Annotated in this window: 20 protein-coding genes and 1 tRNA gene; 7 read left to right on the top strand and 14 right to left on the bottom strand. The window is 63.5% G+C overall.

Annotated elements, in window-relative coordinates; all coding sequences use genetic code 11:
• Positions 1–14: 14 nt before the first annotated feature.
• The 8 genes from rpoB to secE form a co-directional block, all read right to left on the bottom strand.
• A complete protein-coding gene (gene rpoB, locus NLN62_RS46205; protein ID WP_254113124.1) occupies positions 15–4,133 on the bottom strand; it encodes a DNA-directed RNA polymerase subunit beta in 4,119 nt (1,372 codons plus the stop codon).
• A 492-nt stretch (positions 4,134–4,625) separates the two neighbouring features.
• Entirely contained in the window at positions 4,626–5,003 is a 378-nt protein-coding gene (gene rplL, locus NLN62_RS46210) for a 50S ribosomal protein L7/L12 (RefSeq protein WP_027520973.1), read from the bottom strand.
• Positions 5,004–5,057: 54 nt separating this feature from the next.
• Positions 5,058–5,576 (bottom strand): 50S ribosomal protein L10, encoded by a 519-nt coding sequence (rplJ, locus tag NLN62_RS46215; protein ID WP_027520974.1) that lies wholly within the window; start codon positions 5,574–5,576, stop codon positions 5,058–5,060.
• Between the two features lie 581 nt (positions 5,577–6,157).
• Positions 6,158–7,111, bottom strand: a complete 954-nt coding sequence (locus NLN62_RS46220) for a 2-hydroxyacid dehydrogenase (RefSeq protein ID WP_254113125.1) — start codon at positions 7,109–7,111, stop codon at positions 6,158–6,160.
• Between the two features lie 91 nt (positions 7,112–7,202).
• Entirely contained in the window at positions 7,203–7,895 is a 693-nt protein-coding gene (gene rplA, locus NLN62_RS46225; RefSeq protein ID WP_254113126.1) for a 50S ribosomal protein L1, read from the bottom strand.
• A 6-nt stretch (positions 7,896–7,901) separates the two neighbouring features.
• On the bottom strand, positions 7,902–8,330 hold the full coding sequence (gene rplK, locus NLN62_RS46230; RefSeq protein ID WP_011088164.1) for a 50S ribosomal protein L11: 429 nt from the start codon (positions 8,328–8,330) through the stop codon (positions 7,902–7,904).
• A 133-nt stretch (positions 8,331–8,463) separates the two neighbouring features.
• Positions 8,464–9,021 carry a transcription termination/antitermination protein NusG gene (gene nusG / locus NLN62_RS46235; RefSeq protein WP_027520977.1) on the bottom strand — a complete coding sequence of 186 codons (558 nt, stop codon included), beginning with the start codon at positions 9,019–9,021 and terminating at the stop codon, positions 8,464–8,466.
• A complete protein-coding gene (gene secE, locus NLN62_RS46240) occupies positions 9,021–9,212 on the bottom strand; it encodes a preprotein translocase subunit SecE (protein WP_027520978.1) in 192 nt (63 codons plus the stop codon). The genes nusG and secE overlap by 1 nt, the downstream gene beginning before the upstream one ends.
• Before the next feature lie 367 nt (positions 9,213–9,579).
• On the opposite strand from secE, the gene NLN62_RS46245 reads away from it, so the two are divergent.
• Positions 9,580–9,945 (top strand): hypothetical protein, encoded by a 366-nt coding sequence (locus tag NLN62_RS46245; protein WP_254113127.1) that lies wholly within the window; start codon positions 9,580–9,582, stop codon positions 9,943–9,945.
• Positions 9,946–10,000: 55 nt separating this feature from the next.
• Here the strand turns inward: NLN62_RS46245 and NLN62_RS46250 are convergent.
• A tRNA-Trp gene (locus NLN62_RS46250) sits at positions 10,001–10,076 on the bottom strand.
• Between the two features lie 148 nt (positions 10,077–10,224).
• On the opposite strand from NLN62_RS46250, the gene NLN62_RS46255 reads away from it, so the two are divergent.
• On the top strand, positions 10,225–11,448 hold the full coding sequence (locus tag NLN62_RS46255; RefSeq protein ID WP_254113128.1) for a serine hydrolase: 1,224 nt from the start codon (positions 10,225–10,227) through the stop codon (positions 11,446–11,448).
• Positions 11,449–11,624: 176 nt separating this feature from the next.
• Here the strand turns inward: NLN62_RS46255 and NLN62_RS46260 are convergent, their stop codons facing one another.
• Entirely contained in the window at positions 11,625–12,392 is a 768-nt protein-coding gene (locus tag NLN62_RS46260) for an SDR family NAD(P)-dependent oxidoreductase (protein ID WP_027520981.1), read from the bottom strand.
• A gap of 72 nt (positions 12,393–12,464) precedes the next feature.
• Entirely contained in the window at positions 12,465–13,163 is a 699-nt protein-coding gene (locus NLN62_RS46265) for a histidine phosphatase family protein (RefSeq protein WP_027520982.1), read from the bottom strand.
• A 137-nt stretch (positions 13,164–13,300) separates the two neighbouring features.
• On the opposite strand from NLN62_RS46265, the gene NLN62_RS46270 reads away from it, so the two are divergent.
• The 4 genes from NLN62_RS46270 to NLN62_RS46280 all read left to right on the top strand — a co-directional run bounded on the left by NLN62_RS46270 (position 13,301) and on the right by NLN62_RS46280 (position 16,200).
• Positions 13,301–14,086 (top strand): SDR family NAD(P)-dependent oxidoreductase, encoded by a 786-nt coding sequence (locus NLN62_RS46270; protein WP_027520983.1) that lies wholly within the window; start codon positions 13,301–13,303, stop codon positions 14,084–14,086.
• 363 nt (positions 14,087–14,449) lie between these two features.
• Complete coding sequence (gene argE / locus NLN62_RS46275) at positions 14,450–15,622, top strand: acetylornithine deacetylase (protein ID WP_254113129.1); 1,173 nt, start codon at positions 14,450–14,452, stop codon at positions 15,620–15,622.
• A 37-nt stretch (positions 15,623–15,659) separates the two neighbouring features.
• Positions 15,660–15,872, top strand: a complete 213-nt coding sequence (locus NLN62_RS53770) for an Imm8 family immunity protein (RefSeq protein ID WP_371933149.1) — start codon at positions 15,660–15,662, stop codon at positions 15,870–15,872.
• 25 nt (positions 15,873–15,897) lie between these two features.
• Positions 15,898–16,200: a GIY-YIG nuclease family protein gene (locus NLN62_RS46280; protein WP_254113130.1), complete on the top strand. Its 303-nt coding sequence runs from the start codon at positions 15,898–15,900 to the stop codon at positions 16,198–16,200.
• 108 nt (positions 16,201–16,308) lie between these two features.
• On the opposite strand, the gene NLN62_RS46285 is transcribed toward NLN62_RS46280, so the two are convergent.
• Positions 16,309–17,367, bottom strand: coding sequence for a phosphotransferase family protein (locus NLN62_RS46285; protein ID WP_254113131.1), 1,059 nt, complete (start codon positions 17,365–17,367; stop codon positions 16,309–16,311).
• A gap of 59 nt (positions 17,368–17,426) precedes the next feature.
• Complete coding sequence (locus tag NLN62_RS46290) at positions 17,427–18,665, bottom strand: acyl-CoA dehydrogenase family protein (RefSeq protein WP_027520987.1); 1,239 nt, start codon at positions 18,663–18,665, stop codon at positions 17,427–17,429.
• A gap of 218 nt (positions 18,666–18,883) precedes the next feature.
• Here NLN62_RS46290 and NLN62_RS46295 point away from each other — a divergent pair, with 218 nt between their 5' ends.
• Positions 18,884–19,546, top strand: a complete 663-nt coding sequence (locus tag NLN62_RS46295; protein WP_254113132.1) for a TetR/AcrR family transcriptional regulator — start codon at positions 18,884–18,886, stop codon at positions 19,544–19,546.
• 7 nt (positions 19,547–19,553) lie between these two features.
• On the opposite strand, the gene NLN62_RS46300 is transcribed toward NLN62_RS46295, so the two are convergent.
• Positions 19,554–19,946, bottom strand: coding sequence for a RidA family protein (locus tag NLN62_RS46300; RefSeq protein WP_027520989.1), 393 nt, complete (start codon positions 19,944–19,946; stop codon positions 19,554–19,556).
• Positions 19,947–20,015 lie beyond the last annotated feature (69 nt).

Raw genomic sequence — 20,015 nt, forward strand, 5'->3', positions numbered from 1 at the left:
CATGAAGAGTCGCGTTACTCGGCCGCCTCGGAGGTCGGCGCCGGTCCCATCTTGGAATTGTGCAGGTCGACGTTGAGGCCGAGCGAGCGCATTTCTTTGACCAGGACGTTGAAGGACTCCGGAATACCGGCCTCGAACGTGTCGTCGCCGCGCACGATCGCCTCGTACACCTTGGTACGGCCGGCGACGTCGTCCGACTTCACGGTCAGCATTTCCTGGAGCGTGTAGGCCGCGCCGTAAGCTTCGAGCGCCCACACCTCCATTTCGCCGAAACGCTGGCCGCCGAACTGCGCCTTGCCGCCCAGCGGCTGCTGGGTGACGAGCGAGTACGGACCGATCGAACGCGCGTGGATCTTGTCGTCGACGAGGTGGTGCAGCTTGAGCATGTAAATGTAGCCCACCGTCACCTTGCGATCGAAGGGATCGCCGGTACGGCCGTCATAGACGGTCGACTGGCCCGAAGCGTCCAGACCGGCGAGCTTCAGCATCTCCTCGATGTCGGCTTCCTTGGCACCGTCGAACACCGGCGTCGCGATCGGCACGCCGTGGCTCAGGTTGCGGCCGAGTTCGATCAGCTCATTGTCGTTGAGCGTCTTGATCGTCTCGTCCTCGCCGTAGATCTTCTTCAGCGTCTCCTTCAGCGGCTTCATGTCCTGCTTCGACAGATAGGCATCGACCGTCTGGCCAATGCGCTTGCCGAGGCCGGCGCAAGCCCAGCCGAGATGCGTCTCGAGGATCTGCCCGACGTTCATGCGCGAGGGCACGCCGAGCGGATTGAGCACGATGTCGGCATGGGTGCCGTCCTCGAGGAACGGCATGTCCTCGATCGGCACGATCTTCGACACCACGCCCTTGTTGCCGTGGCGGCCGGCCATCTTGTCGCCGGGCTGGATCTTGCGCTTCACCGCGACGAAGACCTTGACCATCTTCATCACGCCGGGCGGCAGCTCGTCGCCGCGCTGCAGCTTCTCGACCTTGTCGAGGAAGCGCTGTTCAAGCCCCCTCTTCGACTCGTCGTACTGCTTCCGCATGGCCTCGATCTCGGCCATCAGCTTGTCGTTGGGCGAGGCGAACAGCCACCACTGCGACTTCGGATACTCCTCGAGCACCGCACGGGTGATCTTGGTGTCCTTCTTGAAGCCCTTGGGGCCCGCGATGCCCTGCCGTCCTTCGAGAAGGTCGGCGAGACGGCTGTAGACGTTGCGGTCGAGGATCGCCTGCTCGTCGTCACGGTCCTTGGCGAGACGCTCGATCTCTTCCCGCTCGATCGCCAGCGCACGCTCGTCCTTGTCGACGCCGTGGCGGTTGAACACGCGCACTTCCACGATCGTGCCCTGCACGCCCGGGGGCACGCGGAGCGAGGTATCGCGGACGTCGGAGGCCTTCTCGCCGAAGATGGCGCGCAGAAGCTTTTCCTCCGGCGTCATCGGGCTCTCGCCCTTCGGAGTGATCTTGCCGACCAGGATGTCGCCGGCGCGCACTTCCGCGCCGATGTAGACGATACCGGCTTCGTCGAGGTTCTTCAGCGCTTCTTCCGAGACGTTCGGAATGTCGCGGGTGATTTCCTCAGGTCCGAGCTTGGTGTCGCGGGCCATCACCTCGAACTCCTCGATGTGGATCGAGGTGAAGACGTCGTCCTTCACGATCCGCTCGGAGAGCAGGATCGAGTCTTCGAAGTTGTAGCCGTTCCACGGCATGAACGCGACCAGCACGTTGCGGCCCAGCGCGAGCTCGCCGAGATCGGTCGACGGACCGTCGGCGATGATGTCGCCCTTCTTGACGATGTCGCCGACCTTCACCAGCGGACGCTGGTTGATGCAGGTCGACTGGTTGGAGCGCTGGTACTTCATCAGACGGTAGATATCGACGCCCGACTTGGTCGGATCGAGATCTTCCGTCGCGCGGATGACGACGCGGGTCGCGTCGATCTGGTCAATCACGCCCGAGCGGCGCGCCGCGATCGCAGCACCCGAGTCACGCGCAACCACGCCTTCCATGCCGGTGCCGACGAACGGCGCCTCGGCACGAACCAGCGGCACCGCCTGGCGCTGCATGTTCGAGCCCATCAGCGCGCGGTTGGCGTCGTCGTTCTCGAGGAACGGGATCAGGGCAGCTGCGACCGAAACGAGCTGCTTCGGCGACACGTCCATGTAGTCGACCTTGTCCGGCGTCACCGGCAGAACTTCGCCGGCGTGACGGCAGACCACGAGGTCCTCGGTGAAGCGGCCCTTGGCGTCGAGCGGCACGTTGGCCTGCGCGACGGTGTAGCGACCCTCCTCCATCGCCGAGAGGTATACCACCTCGTCGGTGACACGGCCGTCCTTCACCTTGCGATAAGGCGTCTCGACGAAGCCGTACTTGTTCACGCGCGCGAAGGTCGCGAGCGAGTTGATCAGGCCGATGTTCGGACCTTCCGGCGTCTCGATCGGGCAGATGCGGCCGTAATGCGTCGGATGCACGTCGCGCACCTCGAAGCCGGCGCGCTCGCGGGTCAGACCGCCCGGTCCAAGCGCCGAGAGACGGCGCTTGTGGGTGATCTCCGACAGCGGGTTGGTCTGGTCCATGAACTGCGAGAGCTGCGAGGAGCCGAAGAACTCGCGCACGGCGGCGGCCGCCGGCTTGGCGTTAATCAGGTCCTGCGGCATGACCGTGTCGATGTCGACCGAGGACATGCGCTCCTTGATCGCGCGCTCCATGCGGAGCAGACCGATGCGGTACTGGTTCTCCATGAGCTCGCCGACCGAGCGCACACGGCGGTTGCCGAGGTGGTCGATGTCGTCGATCTCGCCCTTGCCGTCGCGCAGGTCCACCAGCGTCTTGATGACGGAGAGGATGTCTTCCTTGCGCAGCGTGCGCTGGGTGTCGGGCGCATCGAGGTCGAGGCGCATGTTCATCTTGACGCGGCCGACCGCCGAGAGGTCGTAACGCTCGGCGTCGAAGAACAGCGACTGGAACATGGCCTGCGCCGATTCCAGCGTCGGCGGCTCGCCCGGACGCATCACGCGGTAGATGTCGAACAGCGCGTCCTCGCGCGTCATGTTCTTGTCGGCCGAGAGCGTGTTGCGGATGTAGGCACCGACATTGACGTGGTCGATGTCGAGCAGCGGCAGCTCCTTGTAGCCGTGCTCGTTGAGGGCCTTCATCAGCTTGTCGGTGATTTCCTCACCGGCCTCCGCATGGATCTCGCCGGTCTTCGGATTGACGAGGTCCTCGGCGACGTAGTTGCCGACCAGCTCCTCATCGGCCATGCGCAGCGCCTTCAGCCCCTTCTCCTGGAGCTGGCGGGCGGCGCGCACGGTGAGCTTCTTGCCCGCCTCGAGCACGACCTTGCCGGTGTCGGCGTCGATCAGGTCCGAGGTCGTGGAATAGCCGCGGAAACGGTTGGCGTCGAACGGAACGCGCCAGCCTTCCTTGGTCCGCTTGTAGAGGATGCGCTTGTAGAAGGTGTTGAGGATCTCCTCGCCGTCGAGTCCGAGCGCGAACATCAGCGACGTCACCGGAATCTTGCGGCGACGGTCGATACGCGCATAGACGATGTCCTTGGCGTCGAACTCGATGTCGAGCCAGGAGCCGCGATACGGGATCACGCGGGCGGCGAACAGCAGCTTGCCCGAGGAGTGGGTCTTGCCCTTGTCGTGATCGAAGAACACGCCGGGCGAACGATGCATCTGGGAGACGATGACGCGCTCGGTGCCGTTGACAATGAAGGTGCCGTTCATCGTCATGAGCGGGATGTCGCCCATGTAGACGTCCTGCTCCTTGATGTCCTTGACCGACTTCGCGCCGGTTTCCTCGTCGATATCGAACACGATGAGTCGCAGCGTCACCTTGAGGGGCGCAGCGAAGGTCATGCCGCGCTGGCGGCACTCGTCGACGTCGTATTTCGGCGGCTCGAACTCGTAGCGAACGAATTCGAGCATCGAGGTGCCGGAGAAGTCCGAGATCGGGAACACCGAGCGGAACACCGCCTGCAAGCCCTCATCCGGCCGCCCGCCCGTGGGTTCGTCGACCATCAGGAACTGGTCATAGGACGCCTTCTGAACCTCGATGAGGTTCGGCATCTCGGCGACTTCCTTGATGTGTCCGAAAAACTTGCGAACGCGTTTGCGACCGGTGAATGTCTGCTGCGCCATCGTGGCCTCTCATTTCGGCGCCCGCTCTGGGCGCGCCTTCCGGGACACGGCTGCCACCGCTCCCCGGGTTGAATTTTTCGAACCCGTTTTGAGGATCGGAAACCCAATCTCGGACCGTCAAAGTCCTGAACCGTTCTTCAGATCTTCAAAACGCAAAACGACGCGCGGGGCGCAAAGGCGCACCCGCCCGTCACAACGATTGTCTTCACGGACTGCAAAAGCCCGAAATAGCCTGCTCTCCCAACGGCTTGCGGGAAACTCCGCCTTCCACGCCCACCGTGCTTTCGTGCTGTCGACCCGATATGGGGCGACAATAGTGGAGATTCGAGGGGTAAGCCCTCAAATCCCCACACTTTTTCGTGTTCAGCCCGCGTCGGGATGTCCCGTCGCACGCCTTTTGCATTCGACCCGCCTGCCGTGACCGGAACCGGCCATCGGCCTCGCGGGCCAAGATCCCGGGCTCGCCCGGGATCCCGCTCCAGCAAGCTGCGCTTACTTGAGCTCGACCTTCGCGCCCGCCTTTTCGAGCTGGGCCTTGATCTTGTCGGCTTCTTCCTTGTTCACGCCTTCCTTGACCGGCTTCGGCGCGCCCTCGACGAGGTCCTTCGCCTCCTTCAGGCCCAGGCCGGTGATGGCGCGGACTTCCTTGATGACCTCGATCTTCTTGTCGCCGGAAGCAGCGAGAACGACCGTGAACTCGGTCTTCTCTTCGGCCGGAGCGGCGGCAGCGCCACCGGCAGCCGGGCCGGCCACCGCGACGGCGGCAGCGGCGGACACGCCCCACTTCTCTTCGAGGAGCTTGGCGAGCTCAGCGGCTTCGAGCACGGTGAGGCTCGAGAGGTCGTCAACGATCTTCTGCAAGTCAGCCATTGTTCTGTTTCCTTAAGTGTAAGTCTGGTTCGGGTTTGAGTTTTGCGAAGGGCGTCAGGCCGCTTCGCCCTTTGAGGCATGAGCCTGAATGACGCGTGCGAGCTTGCCCGCCGGCGCATTCGCGAGCTGGGCGAGCTTGGTCGCCGGAGCCACGATGAGGCCGACGATCTTGCCGCGCAGTTCGTCAAGCGACGGCAGCGAGGCAAGTGCCTTCACGCCGTCGACATTCAGGACGGTCTTGCCCATCGAGCCGCCGATGATGACGAACTTTTCGTTCGCCTTGGCGAAGTCGATGGCGACCTTCGGCGCCGCTACCGGATCGTTCGAAGTCGCGATCACGGTCGGCCCCTTCAGCATGGGGCCGATGGCAACGACGTCAGTGCCTTCAAGAGCAATTTTGGCGAGACGGTTCTTCGAGACCTTCACCGAGGCGCCAGCCTGCTTCATCTGCATGCGCAGCTTCTGCATCTGGGCGACAGTGAGGCCGGAATATTGAGCAACGACCGCGACGCTCGTGGTCTTGAAGACCTCATTGAGCTGTTCGACCGCTTCCTTTTTTGCCGCTCGTTCCACAGCAAGCTCTCTCCGGTTGGCGGTCGTCGCGCGAAAGGCGGGACCGCCGGGTTGCACCCATCGTCCCACCCAAACCTGAACCTCTGGGCCAAAACCCTTCGGACACGCCGGGCAAGACGACAATTCAAAGCCTGCCCTCCCGGAACCCTTGTGAGGCCCACGGGGTGTCGAGGTCCGAACCAAACCCATTCCGAGCCGCCCGAGGGTGGCTGCGAAGTGAAATCCGGTCTTCACCCGTCTATGCAGGCCATGCGATTAAGCCGTTGGGAAATCGGGATTTCCCGCGGGCGCCTGCAGTCTTGGACAGGACAAGGCCAGCCGGCATGCCGGTTGACCTCTGCCCGCATTCCACCAACGTGATGAGGTCTCTTTCCTTTTCGGGCAAATCCTTGCGGACGTCCTGAGAAGGAATGATCTCCTATCGTGCCGGGTTTTCGGAATGCGTGCACGGACGCGCCAGCTACGGCCAGCACGTCCGGAGGCGGTTCTTTAACCGCTCTTGACGGCCTTGCCAAGAGCAAAATTCACACCAGTTCCAATTGATTGCCCGGGAGCCTTGACGCGGCGGCGAAAGGGCTGACTCAGGCCGTTTTGACAGCGTAAGGCAGCGGCCGCCCTTCAAAGAACGCGGTCAGGTTCGCCAGCGCGCAGTCCTGCATCGCGACGTGCGATTCCAGGGTGTGGCCACCGATATGCGGGGCGAGCACCACGTTGGGCAGCGCGGTCAGCGCACCCGGCGCGTGCGGCTCCTTCGCATAGACGTCGAGGCCGGCGCCGGCGATCAGCTTGTCGGTCAGCGCTGCAACGAGGGCCTTCTCGTCGATCACCGAGCCGCGCGAGATATTGACGACATATCCATCCTCGCCCAACCGCTTGAGGATGTCGGCGTTGACGGCGTGATGGGTCTCGGCGCCGGCGCGGACCGCAACCATGAGCACGCTGCACCAGTCGGCGAGCGCCTCCAGCGTGGGGAAATATTGATAGGGCACGTCGTGGCGCGAGCGGCTGAAATAACCGACCTCGCTCTCGAACGCCGCACAGCGCGCGGCTATCTTGCGGCCGATCTCGCCCATGCCGAAGACGCCGATGCGGCGGCCGGGCATGCCCGCCTGCGGCCGCATCATCGGCGAAGGTTTTGACGCGGCCCAATCGCCGCTGCGGACGTATTGATCCGCAACCAGGATCCGGCGGGTGGCGGCGAGCATCAAGGTCATCGCGATATCGGCGACCGAGGCCGCATTGGCTCCCGGGCTATGGCCGACCGCGATGTTGCGCGCAGCGGCAGTCTTCAGGTCGACGCCGTCATAGCCGGTGCCGTAGCAGACGATTGCCCCGAGCTTCGGGAAGAGATCCATTGCGCCTGCGCCGAGCGGTGTGCCGCCGCCCGTGAGCAGCGCGCGGACGTCACCTAACTTGTCGCTTGAAAACACCTCCTGCGCCGGCTTGCCGGCGGTGTCGAGCAATTCAAACCGCTCGGCGAAGCGCGCCATCATCGTCTTCGGGAAGCGCGAGTAGATCAGGACCTTGTCCGCCATTGTTATTGTTTCCCGTGAACGACCTCACAAACGGAAGGGGCGGAATCGGTTGCCCAATTCCGCCCCTGTCCGCATCTGTTGATCTATTGCCTTAGCCGAGGATCGTGCCCGGCTCGACCTTCACGCCCGGGCCCATGGTCGAGGACACCGCGACGCGCTGGATGTAGGTGCCCTTGGAGCCTGCCGGCTTCGCCTTGGAGACCGCATCCGCGAGCGCCTTGACGTTCTCGACCAGTTTCTCCTCGGAGAACGAGGCCTTGCCGACGCCGGCCTGCACGATGCCGGCCTTCTCAACGCGGAACTCGACCGAACCGCCCTTGGCGCCCTTGACGGCGCTGGTGACGTCCATGGTCACGGTGCCGATCTTCGGGTTCGGCATCAGGCCGCGCGGGCCGAGCACCTTACCGAGACGGCCGACCAGCGGCATCATGTCGGGGGTCGCGATACAACGGTCGAAGTCGATGGTGCCGTTCTGCACCTTCTCGACCAGGTCCTCGGCGCCGACGACGTCGGCACCCGCGGCCTTGGCTTCGTCCGCCTTGGCGCCGCGCGCGAACACGCCGACGCGCAGGGTGCGGCCGGTGCCGTTCGGCAGGTTCACGACGCCACGGACCATCTGGTCGGCGTGACGGGGATCGACGCCGAGATTGATCGCGATCTCGATCGTCTCGTCGAACTTCGACTTGGCGCGCTCCTTGACCATCTTGATGGCGTCCGCGAGCGGATAGAGCTTCTCGCGATCAACGCCCTCGCGGGCCTTCTTCAAACGCTTTCCGATTGCCATGGCCCGTTACCCCGCAACTTCCAGACCCATCGAACGGGCGGAGCCCTCGACCATCTTCATGGCCGATTCAATGGTATCGCAATTCAGGTCCTTCATCTTCTTCTCGGCGATCTCGCGCACCTGCGCCTTGGTCACCTTGCCGGCCTTGTCACGGCCCGGCGCCTTCGAGCCGGACTGGATCTTGGCAGCCTGCTTGAGGAAGTAGGACATCGGCGGCGTCTTCATCTCGAAGGTGAAGGAACGGTCCGCATAGATGGTGATGATCACCGGGATCGGGGTGTTCTTCTCTTCCTTCTGGGTCTGGGCGTTGAACGCCTTGCAGAACTCCATGATGTTGAGACCGCGCTGACCAAGCGCGGGACCGATCGGGGGCGAGGGATTCGCCGCACCGGCCGGGACCTGAAGCTTCAGGTATCCGGTCACTTTCTTTGCCATGTATCACTCCTGTTGTGCCGGCCCGAAGGCTGGCGGTTTCAGGTTCGTGGTCGGGATCGTTAGCGGCTGGCGACCGCCACTCTCCTCCCACGGCCTCTCAAATGCGCGAGGCCAAGGCCTCACGCGTACCCGGTCAGACCTTCTCGACCTGACCGAATTCCAGTTCCACCGGCGTTGCGCGGCCGAAGATCGACACCGCGACCTTCACGCGCGAGCGCGCCTCGTCGATTTCCTCGACGACACCGGAGAACGATGCGAACGGGCCATCGGCCACGCGCACGTTCTCGCCGATCTCAAACGACACCGACGCCTTCGGCCGCTCCACGCCCTCCTGCACCTGGTGCAGGATGCGCATCGCCTCGGCTTCCGAGATCGGCATCGGCTTGTTTTCCGCGCCCAGGAAGCCCGTGACCTTCGGGGTGTTCTTGATCAGATGAAACGCCTCGTCGGTCAGCTTCATCTTCACCAGCACGTAGCCCGGGAAGAACTTGCGCTCGGCGTCGATCTTGCGGCCGCGGCGCACTTCAGTGACCTTCTCGGTCGGCACCAGCACCTGCTCGAAGAGTTCCTCGAGGTTGCGCTGCTTGGCCTGCTCGCGGATCGATTCGGCGACTTTCTTCTCGAAGTTCGAGTACGCGTGGACGATGTACCAGCGCTTGTCGGACGACTGAGTTGCTGCGGCTGTTGCCATCAGTGAATGCCCAAAAGAAGGGTGACGAGGTAACGGATGATCTGGTCGGCGGCGAAGAAGAAGATCGACGCCAGGGCAACCATGACGAACACCATGATCGTGGTGATCGTCGTCTCGCGACGGGTCGGCCAGGTGACCTTCGCGGTCTCCGAGCGCACTTCCTGCAAGAACTTGAACGGGCTGACTGCCATCGTTGATGTCCAACGTCCGTCGTGAGACGAGAAAAAGATTTAAAGGGATCCGAACAGCCGCCGTCTGCCCAACCCTCTTCGCTTGAAGGATGAGCCGGAAACCGGGCTCGATTGTTCGGGGATTTCAAGGCCGCGCCGGAAATCCGCGTCTAACGGGCCGGCTGCAGGTGGCGGGTATCTACTGCGGATGGGGCCAAAGGTCAAGGTGCGGGCAGCCCGTCCCGTCAGGCCCTATTCCCGGGCAGCCGTACGAGAGCCGATCAGGATCAAGGGCTTATCGGGCCGGGATGAAGCTCCGCCGGAGCTTCGAACCCGCCCTCGCAAGGGCGACACCAAGGGGTGGGCATGAACCCTTTAGGAGGCGACCATGCTGAAGCCCATTGCCGCGTTGACGACCCTGATTGCCACCACCGCGCTGACAATTGCCGCTGCGATTACCGCCGTGACCGCCCTTCTCGCGCTGGCCGCGCCCGCTGTCCATGCCGCCGGCCTGTCGCCGAATCTCAGCATCCACACCACCGGTGTGAACACCACGACACTGGCGCCGGGCCGCACATACAATGGCTACCCGTCGTCCTACGCCGCCCCGCCCGCCTATGGCGCGCCGCGTCCCTCCCGGGGCTCGGTCACCTTCAGCGCGAACGGCCAGTTCGACGATTCCACCGGCAACCTCAATCCTGGCAGCGGCGGCGGTTCGGGCACGCCGACGGTCACGAAGCCCAATTTGCAATGATTGGACTTGCCCCGCTTCACATCTGATTCTGTTGGATTTGGCTGGCAGACTTAGCTGGCAGGAGTGGCAGGGCTCGAACCTGCGACCCCCGGTTTTGGAGACCGGTGCTCTACCAATTGAGCTACACTCCTACAGACCCGCGTCGCCGCAGGTCAGGGCCGCTTTCAAGCACAGGGGGCAGCCGGTTTGCAAGGGAGAAGCGCAGGCGAGGCGCTTGTTCACACCGCGACTTCCGGGCCACAGTTCATCCTGAACCAGAACAACAACCCGGGAGTGACAATGAGCGCTCAAACCGCCTCGAAGCCGAAAATCGCGGCACCGACCCCGCCTTTGCCCGAGGCCAGACCCGAAACGCTGGGCCTGTCGCGCCCCCGCCTCCAGGCGATGTCGGATGCCTTCAAGCGCGAAATCGACGAGGGAACCGTTCCCGGCGTGACCGTGCTGGTGGCCCGCCGCGGCCAGGTCGGCTGGTTCGAGGCGCTCGGACGGCAGAGCCCGGCGGCTCCGGCGCCGATGGCGCATGATTCGATCTTCCGCATCTTCTCGATGACGAAGCCGATCGTGTCGGTCGGCATCATGACGCTGGTCGAGGACGGCCATGTCCTGCTCAGCGATCCCATGGCCAAGTACATCCCCGAATTCGCCAAGCCACAGGTCGGCGTCGTCAGCGGTGGCAAGCTCGAACTGGTTCCGGCCCACCGTCCGATCACGGTCCAGGACCTGCTCCGCCACACCTCCGGCATCACCTACGAGCACCAGGGCGACGGCCCCGTGCACAAGCTCTACCAGGAGTCCCGTGTCCGCAGCCGCAAGATCACCAACGCCGAGCACGCCGCCCTGGTCGCGAGCTTCCCGCTGGTCTGCCAGCCCGGCGCGGAATTCAATTACAGCCGCTCGACCGACCTTCTTGGACGCATCATCGAGGTCGTCAGCGGCAAGTCACTCGGCGCCTTCCTGAGCGAGCGTGTCCTCGCCCCCCTTCAGATGACCGAGACCGGTTTCTCGACCAGCGAGGCCAATGCCTCCCGCCTCGCCGAGCCCTTCCCCACCGATCCCTGGACCGGCGACAAGATCGCCCTCTTCAACATGCTGGAAGCTCCGGCGATGGAGTCCGGCGGCGGCGGTCTGGTCTCCACCACCATGGACTACGCCCGCTTCGCGCTGATGCTGCGCAATGGCGGCACGCTCGATGGTGCCCGCATCATCGGCCGCAAGACGCTGGAGCTGATGGCCTCCGATCACCTGGGCCCGAACGTGAAGATCAACGGCACGCTGCTCGCGCCTGGCCACGGCTTCGGCCTCGGCTTCGCCGTCCGCAGAGAGCCCGGCATCGCGCCCTTCCCCGGCAGCGTCGGCCAGTTCTTCTGGAGCGGCATCGCCGGCACCTTCTTCTGGATCGACCCGAAGGAGGACTTGGTCGCAGTGTTCATGAGCCAGGGCCCGGGACAGCGCGACTATACGCGGACGCTGGTGCGGAATCTCGTGTACGCGGCGGTGGAGTGACGCGGGAGCTGTATCCGGCCGCTCCGCTGTCATGCCCCGCGAAGGCGGGGGCATCCAGTACTCCGCGGCTGGAGTTGGTTTACCCAACCACCGCCGCGGAGTACTGGATCGTCCGCTTTCGCGGACGATGACGCCTGAGTAGGGGCGGTATGCTTGCCCTTTCCCGCGCGAACGCGTCAACTGATCGTCGCGCCGCCGTCGATGACCATGGTCTGGCCGGTCATGAAGTCGCCGGCCTTGGAGCCGAGGAACACCGCCGCGCCTGCGATCTCGTCGGGGATGCCGATGCGCAAAAGCGGCGAGCGCGAGGTCGAGGCCTTCAGGTTCTCCGGATTGTCCCACAGCGCCTTCGCGAAATCGGTCTTGATCAGGCCTGGCGCGATGCAGTTCACGCGGATGTTGTGCTTGCCGTATTCGCAGGCGAGGTTCCGCGCGAGCTGCATGTCGGCGGCCTTGGAGATCGCGTAGGCGCCGAGGATGGTCGAGCCTTTGAGGCCGCCGATCGAGGAGACGATGATGACCGAGCCGTCCTTGCGCTCGATCATCTGCGGTACCACCATCGAGATCAGCCAGTTGTTGGCGACGATGTTGTTGTCGAGGATTTTTCGGAACTGATCATCGGAGATGCCGGCAAGCGGACCGTAATACGGATTCGAAGCGGCGTTGCAGACCAGCACGTCGATCTTGCCGAAGGCGCGGTTGCTCTCGTCGACGAGGTTTTGCAGATTTTCCTTCGAGGAGATGTTGGCGGCAATCGCGACCGCGGTGCCCTTGCTGAACCTGTCGTTGATTCCCTTCGCCACCTCCTCGCAGACGTCAGCCTTGCGCGAGGAGATCACGACCTTGGCCCCGTGCTCGGCCATGCGCTCGGCGATCGCAAGCCCGATGCCACGCGTCGATCCCGTGATGACGGCGACTTTTCCCTTCATGTCGAACAAGGTCATGTTTCTCTCCCACAATTGACGACGTTGATTTGTTCGCAAGCTCGAGCCGCGGCCGCGCTCAGCGGCGACGGCTCACGCGAGCTTCTTGACTTCCGGCCCTGCGGGCTGATGCATCGCGTTGTGCCTGTCGTCCGCGATCCATGGCTGCTGGTTCACCATCGGCAGGCGCCAGACGACGCGCTCTGCTGTCGCGAAATGATCGAGCCGCGTCACCGAGACATTATCGATGTCGAAGGAGAGTCCCTTCTCAGGCTCGCCGCCGAGCGCGAGCCCCAGCGCCGCCTTGATCGTGCCGCCATGCGTAACCGCGATCACGTCCTGCCCCGCCTGCTCGCGATTGATCCGTTCGATCGTGCGGCAGGTGCGGTTGTAAAGATCCATGAAACTTTCGCCGCCTGGCGCGGGCTCGTTGATGTCGGCGAACCAGCTACTGCCCGCAGGGCGGCTCGCGACGAAGGCAGCACGATTCATGCCCTGCCACTCGCCGAGATTCTGCTCGGCGAAATCCGCTTCCCACGTCATGCTGGCTGGCTTCGGAAAGCCGGCCGCCCAGATCGCCTCAGCCGTCTGATGCGTGCGCATCAGATTGCTCGAGTACCAGACCGCATCTCGCGGCAGGATTTTTGCGACCGCCTCGAACACCTCCAGGTCGCTGGTGTCGCAGGCGAGATCCTTCTGACCGTAGATGTTGCCGCCGTCATTGCGCACCGGCGCGTGACGGACCCACCACCACCGCGTGGTGACGACTTTTGGCTTGTCCTGGTTCGACATCATCGAAACCCTTCCATCCCGTTTGATGTCGCTGTACGTGAGTAGCGAACGTGTCTCAAGACACTTTGCCGTTTGAAATTCTGTTTGAAATTCCGTCGCGCGGCAAGCGTCGCGCGAGAGCCACCAGGGAGAAACGCATGGGCCGCCTGCAAGGCAAATCCGTCATCATCACCGGCGCGGGCAGCGGCATCGGCCGCGCCGCATCGCTTCTGTTCACGAAAGAAGGCGCAAGACTGATCGCGGTCGATCGCACCGAGGGTGTGAAGGAGACAATCGAGGAGATCAAGCGCGCCGGCGGCACCGCCGAGGCCATGATCGCTGACGCGGGTTCCGAGAAGGACGTCATGGCCGTCATCGACAAGGCGGTGAAGACGCACGGCCGGCTCGACGTGATCTGGGCCAATGCCGGCGTCTCCGGCGGGCTCGTGCCGCTCGCCGAGCAGACGGTGGAGCATTGGCAGGAGGTGTTGCGCGTCAACCTGATCGGCCCCTTCCTCGCGGTGAAGTACGCGATGCCGCACATGGTGCAGCAGCAATCCGGCGCGATCGTGCTGACGGCGTCGGTCGCGGGCCTCAAGGCTGGTGCCAGCGGCCATCCCTACGCCGCGAGCAAGGCTGGCGTGATCAGCCTGGTGCAGACGACAGCCTATTCGCTCTCCGGCACCGGCGTGCGCATCAACGCGGTGTGCCCCGGGCTGATTGAAACCGGCATGACGAAGCCGATCTTCGATCGCGCCAAGGAGCGCGGCACCGCCGACAAGATCGGCCAGCTCAATCCGCTCAAGCGCCCCGGCCAGCCGCACGAGCTCGCGGCAATGGGATTGTTCCTGGCGAGCGACGAGGCGTCGTACGTCAACGGCCAGGCCTTTCCGGTCGACGGCGGCCTCACCGCGTCGATGCCGTACACGGGCAAGCCGGTTTGACGCTCGCGTGCCCCGGATGCAGCGCAGCGCGCCAGCGATGCGCTGCTGAGCCGCGGCCCATGCTTCCCGACGACGCGACCGGAGTAGGTCCCGGCTCCGCGGCGCAGCCTTACACGCTGCACCGCGTCCGGGACACGATACTTTACGTGTGGCACTTCACCGTTCCCAGCATCATCAGGACAAAATCCCAAAGCTGATCTGCCCAACGGCACCAGCGATTCTTTTTTCCTCGAAAACAACCCCATGCAAAGTAGGATCGCGCCGTGTGCTACGGGCAGGTGATTTGCCCGACGGGCACCGCCGTTGGTATGGTTCGTGCACGCGGCTGAGCCGCCCACCTCTCCTTTTCCCAAGAACCAGACAATGCCAGGCCAAAGACCCGACCGTATTTGCAAACTGCTCGCCGACCTCGTCGCCTTCGACACCGTGAGCGACCGCTCGAACCTGCCTCTGATCGCCTATATCGAGAGCTATCTTGCCTCCTTCGGCGTCAGCGGACAGCGGATCGTGGATGTGACCGGGCAGAAGGCCTCGCTCTGGGTCACCATTGGCCCTGAGGACCGCGCCGGCCTCGTGCTGTCGGGTCATACCGACGTCGTGCCCGTCGTAGGCCAGACATGGACCCACGATCCGTTCAAGCTGATCGAGCGCGACGGCCGCCTCTACGGACGTGGCACCACCGACATGAAAGGCTTCGTCGCCGTGTGCCTTGCCATGGTGCCCGAGATGGTTGAGGCGAAGCTGACCACGCCGATCCATCTTGCGATCTCCTATGACGAGGAGATCGGCTGCATCGGCGTGCGGCCGATGCTGCGCGAGGTTGCCAAGAAACCGCTGCGGCCACTCGGCTGCTTCGTCGGCGAGCCCACCGAGATGAAAATCATCATCGGTCACAAGGGCAAGCACGGCGTACGCGCGACCTTCAAGGGTCTCGCCCGCCACTCCTCGATTGCCCCCGATGGCGTCAACGCCATCGAATATGCGGCCGAGCTGATCACCGAGATTCGCCGCCGCGCCGTTCAGCTTGCCGCACAGGCGGAGCAGAACAGCCTCTACGACGTCCCGCACGCGACGCTGCTGACGAGCATCGTGCATGGCGGTGCCGCGCTCAACATCGTGCCGGATACCTGCACCGTCGAGTTCGAATGCCGCGGGCTCGGCATCACCGAGTCACGAGAGGTGACGGATGCGATCATCGCCTGGGCCAAGGCCGAGATCGAGCCGGCGATGAAGAAACGCCACCCGGAATGCGGCATCGATTTCGAGGAGATCCTCGACTATCCCGCCCTCGACATGCAGGCGGACGATGCCATCGTCACGCTCGCCAAGAAGCTCGCCGGCCGCAACGACCACGCCAAGGTCGCCTTCGGCACCGAGGCGAGCCTGTTCGTCAGCATCGCCGACATCCCATCGGTGGTGGTCGGCCCAGGCTCGATCGCCCAGGCGCACACGCCGGACGAGTTCGTCGAGATGGCGGAGCTGGAGAAGTGCGCGGGGTTCGTCGAGCGGCTGATCGCGCATTGCGCGACGAGTTAGACGACAAATTGCGCCCGCAGAGAAGGTTCGAGCCCAACTGAGATCGCTATACAATCCGGAGGCGGATCCGCTCGATCAATTCATGCCGGATGGACCGTTCGGGATTTTGGTCATGGCTATGATTGGACCTGCGGATGGCATGGGCGAAGAGTCCTTCGAGTCCATGCTCTGCACCCCCGATTGGTTCGCCTCAAAGATGAAGGGCGATATCCAGAAGGATTGGCGGCGCCGTCCGAATATGCAATCTTAGGTCGCATGTCTTGAGCATCGGCTGCATGGAAATGCCCTTCTTCGTTTACATCCTCGCAAGCAAGCGAAACGGCACCCTCTATGTCGGAGTTACGAACGATCTCGTTCGCCGAATGACCGAGCACAAAGCCAAGCTCGTACCTGGCTTCACACGGCAGCATGACGTGACTTTGCTGGTTTACTTCGAGTCCTTTGCTTCAGTGCTCGAAGCGCGGTCGCGCGAACATTCGCTGAAGCGTTGGCGGCGCGCCTGGAAGCTCAAATTAGTCGAGCAACTCAATCCGGATTGGCGCGATCTCACGGATGAGCTGAATTTCCTGGTGACGTGACTGGGTCCCGGCTCTGCGGAGCAGCACTTCGTGCTGCACCGCGTCCGGGACACGCGAGTTCGCACCAAGAAGAAAGGCACGGCTTCTTCGTCCGCGCCTTCCCATTCCCTACACCGCACCCGCCTTCTGCGCGTATTCCCATGATGCCTTCGACAGCGGCACGGTGCGCTTGGCGGATTCGAGCGCTTTTGCATTCGCGGCAGTGCCGTCACGGATCCGGCCTGCGATTCCTTGCGTGATGCCGGCGAGACGGAAGAGATTGTAGGAGAAGTACCAGTTGAGATCGGGCACGCTCATCCCGGTCGCATTGCAATAGATCTGCGCCGCCTCTTCGAGGCTCGGAATGTTGAGCGCCTTGATGTCGGCGCCTTCCAGGCCCGGCATGATCCACTGCATCAACAGATAAGTGAAGTCGGCCATGGGATCGCCGAGCGTCGACAGCTCCCAATCCAGCACGGCCTGCACGCGCGGTTCCGTCGCGTGGAAAATCATGTTGTCGAGCCGGTAGTCCCCGTGAACAATCGAGACGCGCGCCTGCTCCGGCACGGTGCGCGGCAGCCATTCGGCGACCTTCTCGAACTCCGGAATGTGCTGGGTCTCGGATGCCCGATACTGCTTGGTCCAGCGATCGATCTGCCGCGCGAAATAATTGCCGGGCTTGCCGAAATCGCCAAGGCCGATCGCAGCGGGATCGTACATGTGCAGCTTCGCCAGCGTCTCGATCTTGCTGGTGAAGATTTGTCGGCGCGCCTCGCCCGTCTGGCTCGGCAGCGTCGGATCCCAGAACACCCGGCCCTCCTCCATCGACATGATGTAGAAGGCAGCGCCGATGATGCCGTCGTCCTGGCAGAGCGCATAGGCTTTCGCGACCGGAAAGCCCTGCTTTCCGAGCGCTGCGATCACGCGATATTCGCGATCGACCGCATGCGCCGACGGCAGCAATTTGCCGAACGGTTTTCGGCGCATCACGTAGGAACGGCCGGGCGTATCCAGCCGATAGGTCGGGTTGGACTGGCCGCCCTTGAATTGCAGGACGACCAGCGGGCCCTGATAGCCTTCGACGTTCTCGCGCATCCAGTTCTCGAGCCGCAGCTCGTCGAAACGATGCCGCTCCTCGACGGGCTTGGTGCCCGAGAACTCCTCGTCTTTCCTGACGCCGTCAGCCACGATGACGCTCCCTCACAGTCTTCTCGATCTTATTCGGGAGCGCCGCCGGGCTCTCCCTTTTAGTGCTTGGGAGAGTTTGCATACTTCCGGATTTCAAGTCTGGCAATGGCGCGATTGTGCACCTCGTCCGGACCGTCGGCGAGACGGAGCGTTCGGATGCCCGCGTAGTCCTTGGCAAGACCGGCTTCATCCGAGACACCGGCGCCGCCAAAGGCCTGGATCGCCTGGTCGATGATCTTCAGCGCCATGTTGGGAGCTGCGACCTTGATCATGGCGATCTCGAGCTGCGCGGTCTTGTTGCCGACCTTGTCCATCATGTCGGCGGCCTTCAGGCACAGCAGGCGGTTCATCTCGATATCGGTGCGGGCTTCGCCGATACGCTGCTCCCACACCGAGTGCTCGATGATCTTCTTGCCGAACGCGGTTCGCGACATCAGCCGCTTCACCATCTTCTCCAGCGCCTCCTCGGCCTTGCCGATTGTGCGCATGCAGTGATGGATGCGGCCGGGACCGAGGCGTCCCTGCGCGATCTCGAAGCCACGGCCTTCGCCGAGCAGGAGATTCGATGCGGGAACGCGGACATTCTCCAAGAGCACCTGGGCGTGGCCGTGCGGCGCATCGTCGAAGCCGAACACCGGCAGCATCTTCTCGATCTTGATGCCGGGCGTGTCGAGCGGCACCAGGATCTGCGACTGCTGCTGATGCTTGGCCGCGTTGATATCGGTCTTGCCCATCAGGATCGCGATCTTGCAGCGGGGGTCGCCGACACCGGACGACCACCATTTGCGGCCGTTGATGACGTAATGATCGCCGTCGCGCTCGATGCGGGTCTCGATGTTGGTAGCATCGGACGAGGCAACCGCCGGCTCCGTCATCAGGAAGGCGGAGCGGATCTCGCCGTCCATCAGTGGACGCAGCCATTTGCGCTTCTGTTCCTTGGTCCCGTAGCGGAACAAGACTTCCATGTTGCCGGTGTCGGGCGCGGAGCAGTTGAATACTTCCGAGGCCCAGGAGATGTGGCCCATCTGCTCCGAGAGCAGCGCGTATTCGAGATTGGTCAATCCCGCGCCGTGGAATTCGTCGTCGTCGTGCTCCTTGGACGGCGGCAGGAACATGTTCCAGAGGCCCTCGGCCTTGGCCTTCTTCTTCAGCTCTTCGAGAACCGGGATGACCTTCCAGCGCTCGCCCGTGTGGTCCTGCTGATTGTAGACGGGAACAGCGGGGCGCACGTGCTTGGTCATGAAGGACTGCACGCGTTCGAGCCATTCCTTCTGCTTGGGGGACATGTCGAAGTCCATGGGACGCTCCTCGTCTCTCTCTTTGAACGATCTTTTGTGCCGGACTGTCCTCCCGCCTCGCGCGGCCTGCAAGCCGCGACAACGAGCTTGCGGGCCGCTTTTCGGAACCCGGCGTCGCTGTTGCGAACGGGTCCCGATTGCGGATTGACTTTTCCCGGCCTTCAAACGATAGTTTCATACAACTGTTTGAATTGCAACTCCCTCCCCTGAGGGCACCCATGGCCAGCGATCAGACCAGATCTGCCATTCTCGCCGCCGCCGAGCGGCTCTACGCCGATCGCGGCTTTGGCGACGTGACGCTGCGCGACATCGTCGCCGAGGCCAACGTGAACCTTGCGGCCGTGAACTACCATTTCGGCTCGAAGGACGAGTTGATCGCCGAATTGTTCGTGACGCGGAGCATCGCCCTCAATCGCGAGCGCCTGGCGGAGCTCAAGACGGCGGAAGAACAAGGCGACGGTCGCGCCTCCGTCGACGTAATCCTGCGCGCCCTCGTCGGCCCTACCCTGCACGGCTGCCTGGGGCCGGCGAACCAGCGTTCCACCGCGGCACGCTTCATGATCCGCGCCTCGATTGAATCCGTGCCGCCGATCCGCCGCATCAAGAACCGCGAGATCGACCATCTGCGCAAGTTTGCCGCCGCGATGCGCCGCGCACTGCCCGACCGCAGCGACGAGGAGATCTATTGGGGCCTGCACTTCGCGCTCGCCATGGCGCACCACACCATCCGCGAGAGCGAACGGCTGACCAAGCTGTCGGACGGCCGATGCGATCTCGACGACGTCGACGGCATCATCGAGCGCGTGGTCGGGATGGCGGTGATGGGGCTGACGGCCGGCAAGGCGGAAAGCAAGGCCCCGGCGAAGGTCGCCGCGCGCTAGAGCCGCCTCACATCATTGCGATGCAATCGATCTCGACATCGAACGGGCCAAACCATTCGGGCGTGCAGACGAAGATCCGCGCCGGCGGATCGCTGGGGAAGTAGCGCGCATAGACCGCGTTAAAAGCGGCGAAGTGCTTGGTCGAGGTGCAATAGACGTTGCACTTCATGACGTTGTCGAGGCTGGCGCCGGCAGTCTCCAGGCAGAGCTTCATCTGCTCCATGATGATCTCGCTCTGCCGTTCGATCGGCGCGGATGCGATCTCGCCGGTGTCGGGATCGAACGGCGGCAGGCCAGCGACGAAGATCATGTTGCCGGCGCGCGTCACCGGCGAGGTCGGCGCCTTCCAGCGATCGAGAAAAGTCGAGATGGGTTCGACGCGCAGCGCTTCGCGTTTCATGGGCGGACACCCTCGTCTGTAAATATAACGAAGGCAGCCTAGACGATCCGAAGGTTTCGACGTTTCGCT

It is taken from the genome of Bradyrhizobium sp. CCGUVB23 (assembly GCF_024199885.1).
Lineage (GTDB): Bacteria > Pseudomonadota > Alphaproteobacteria > Rhizobiales > Xanthobacteraceae > Bradyrhizobium.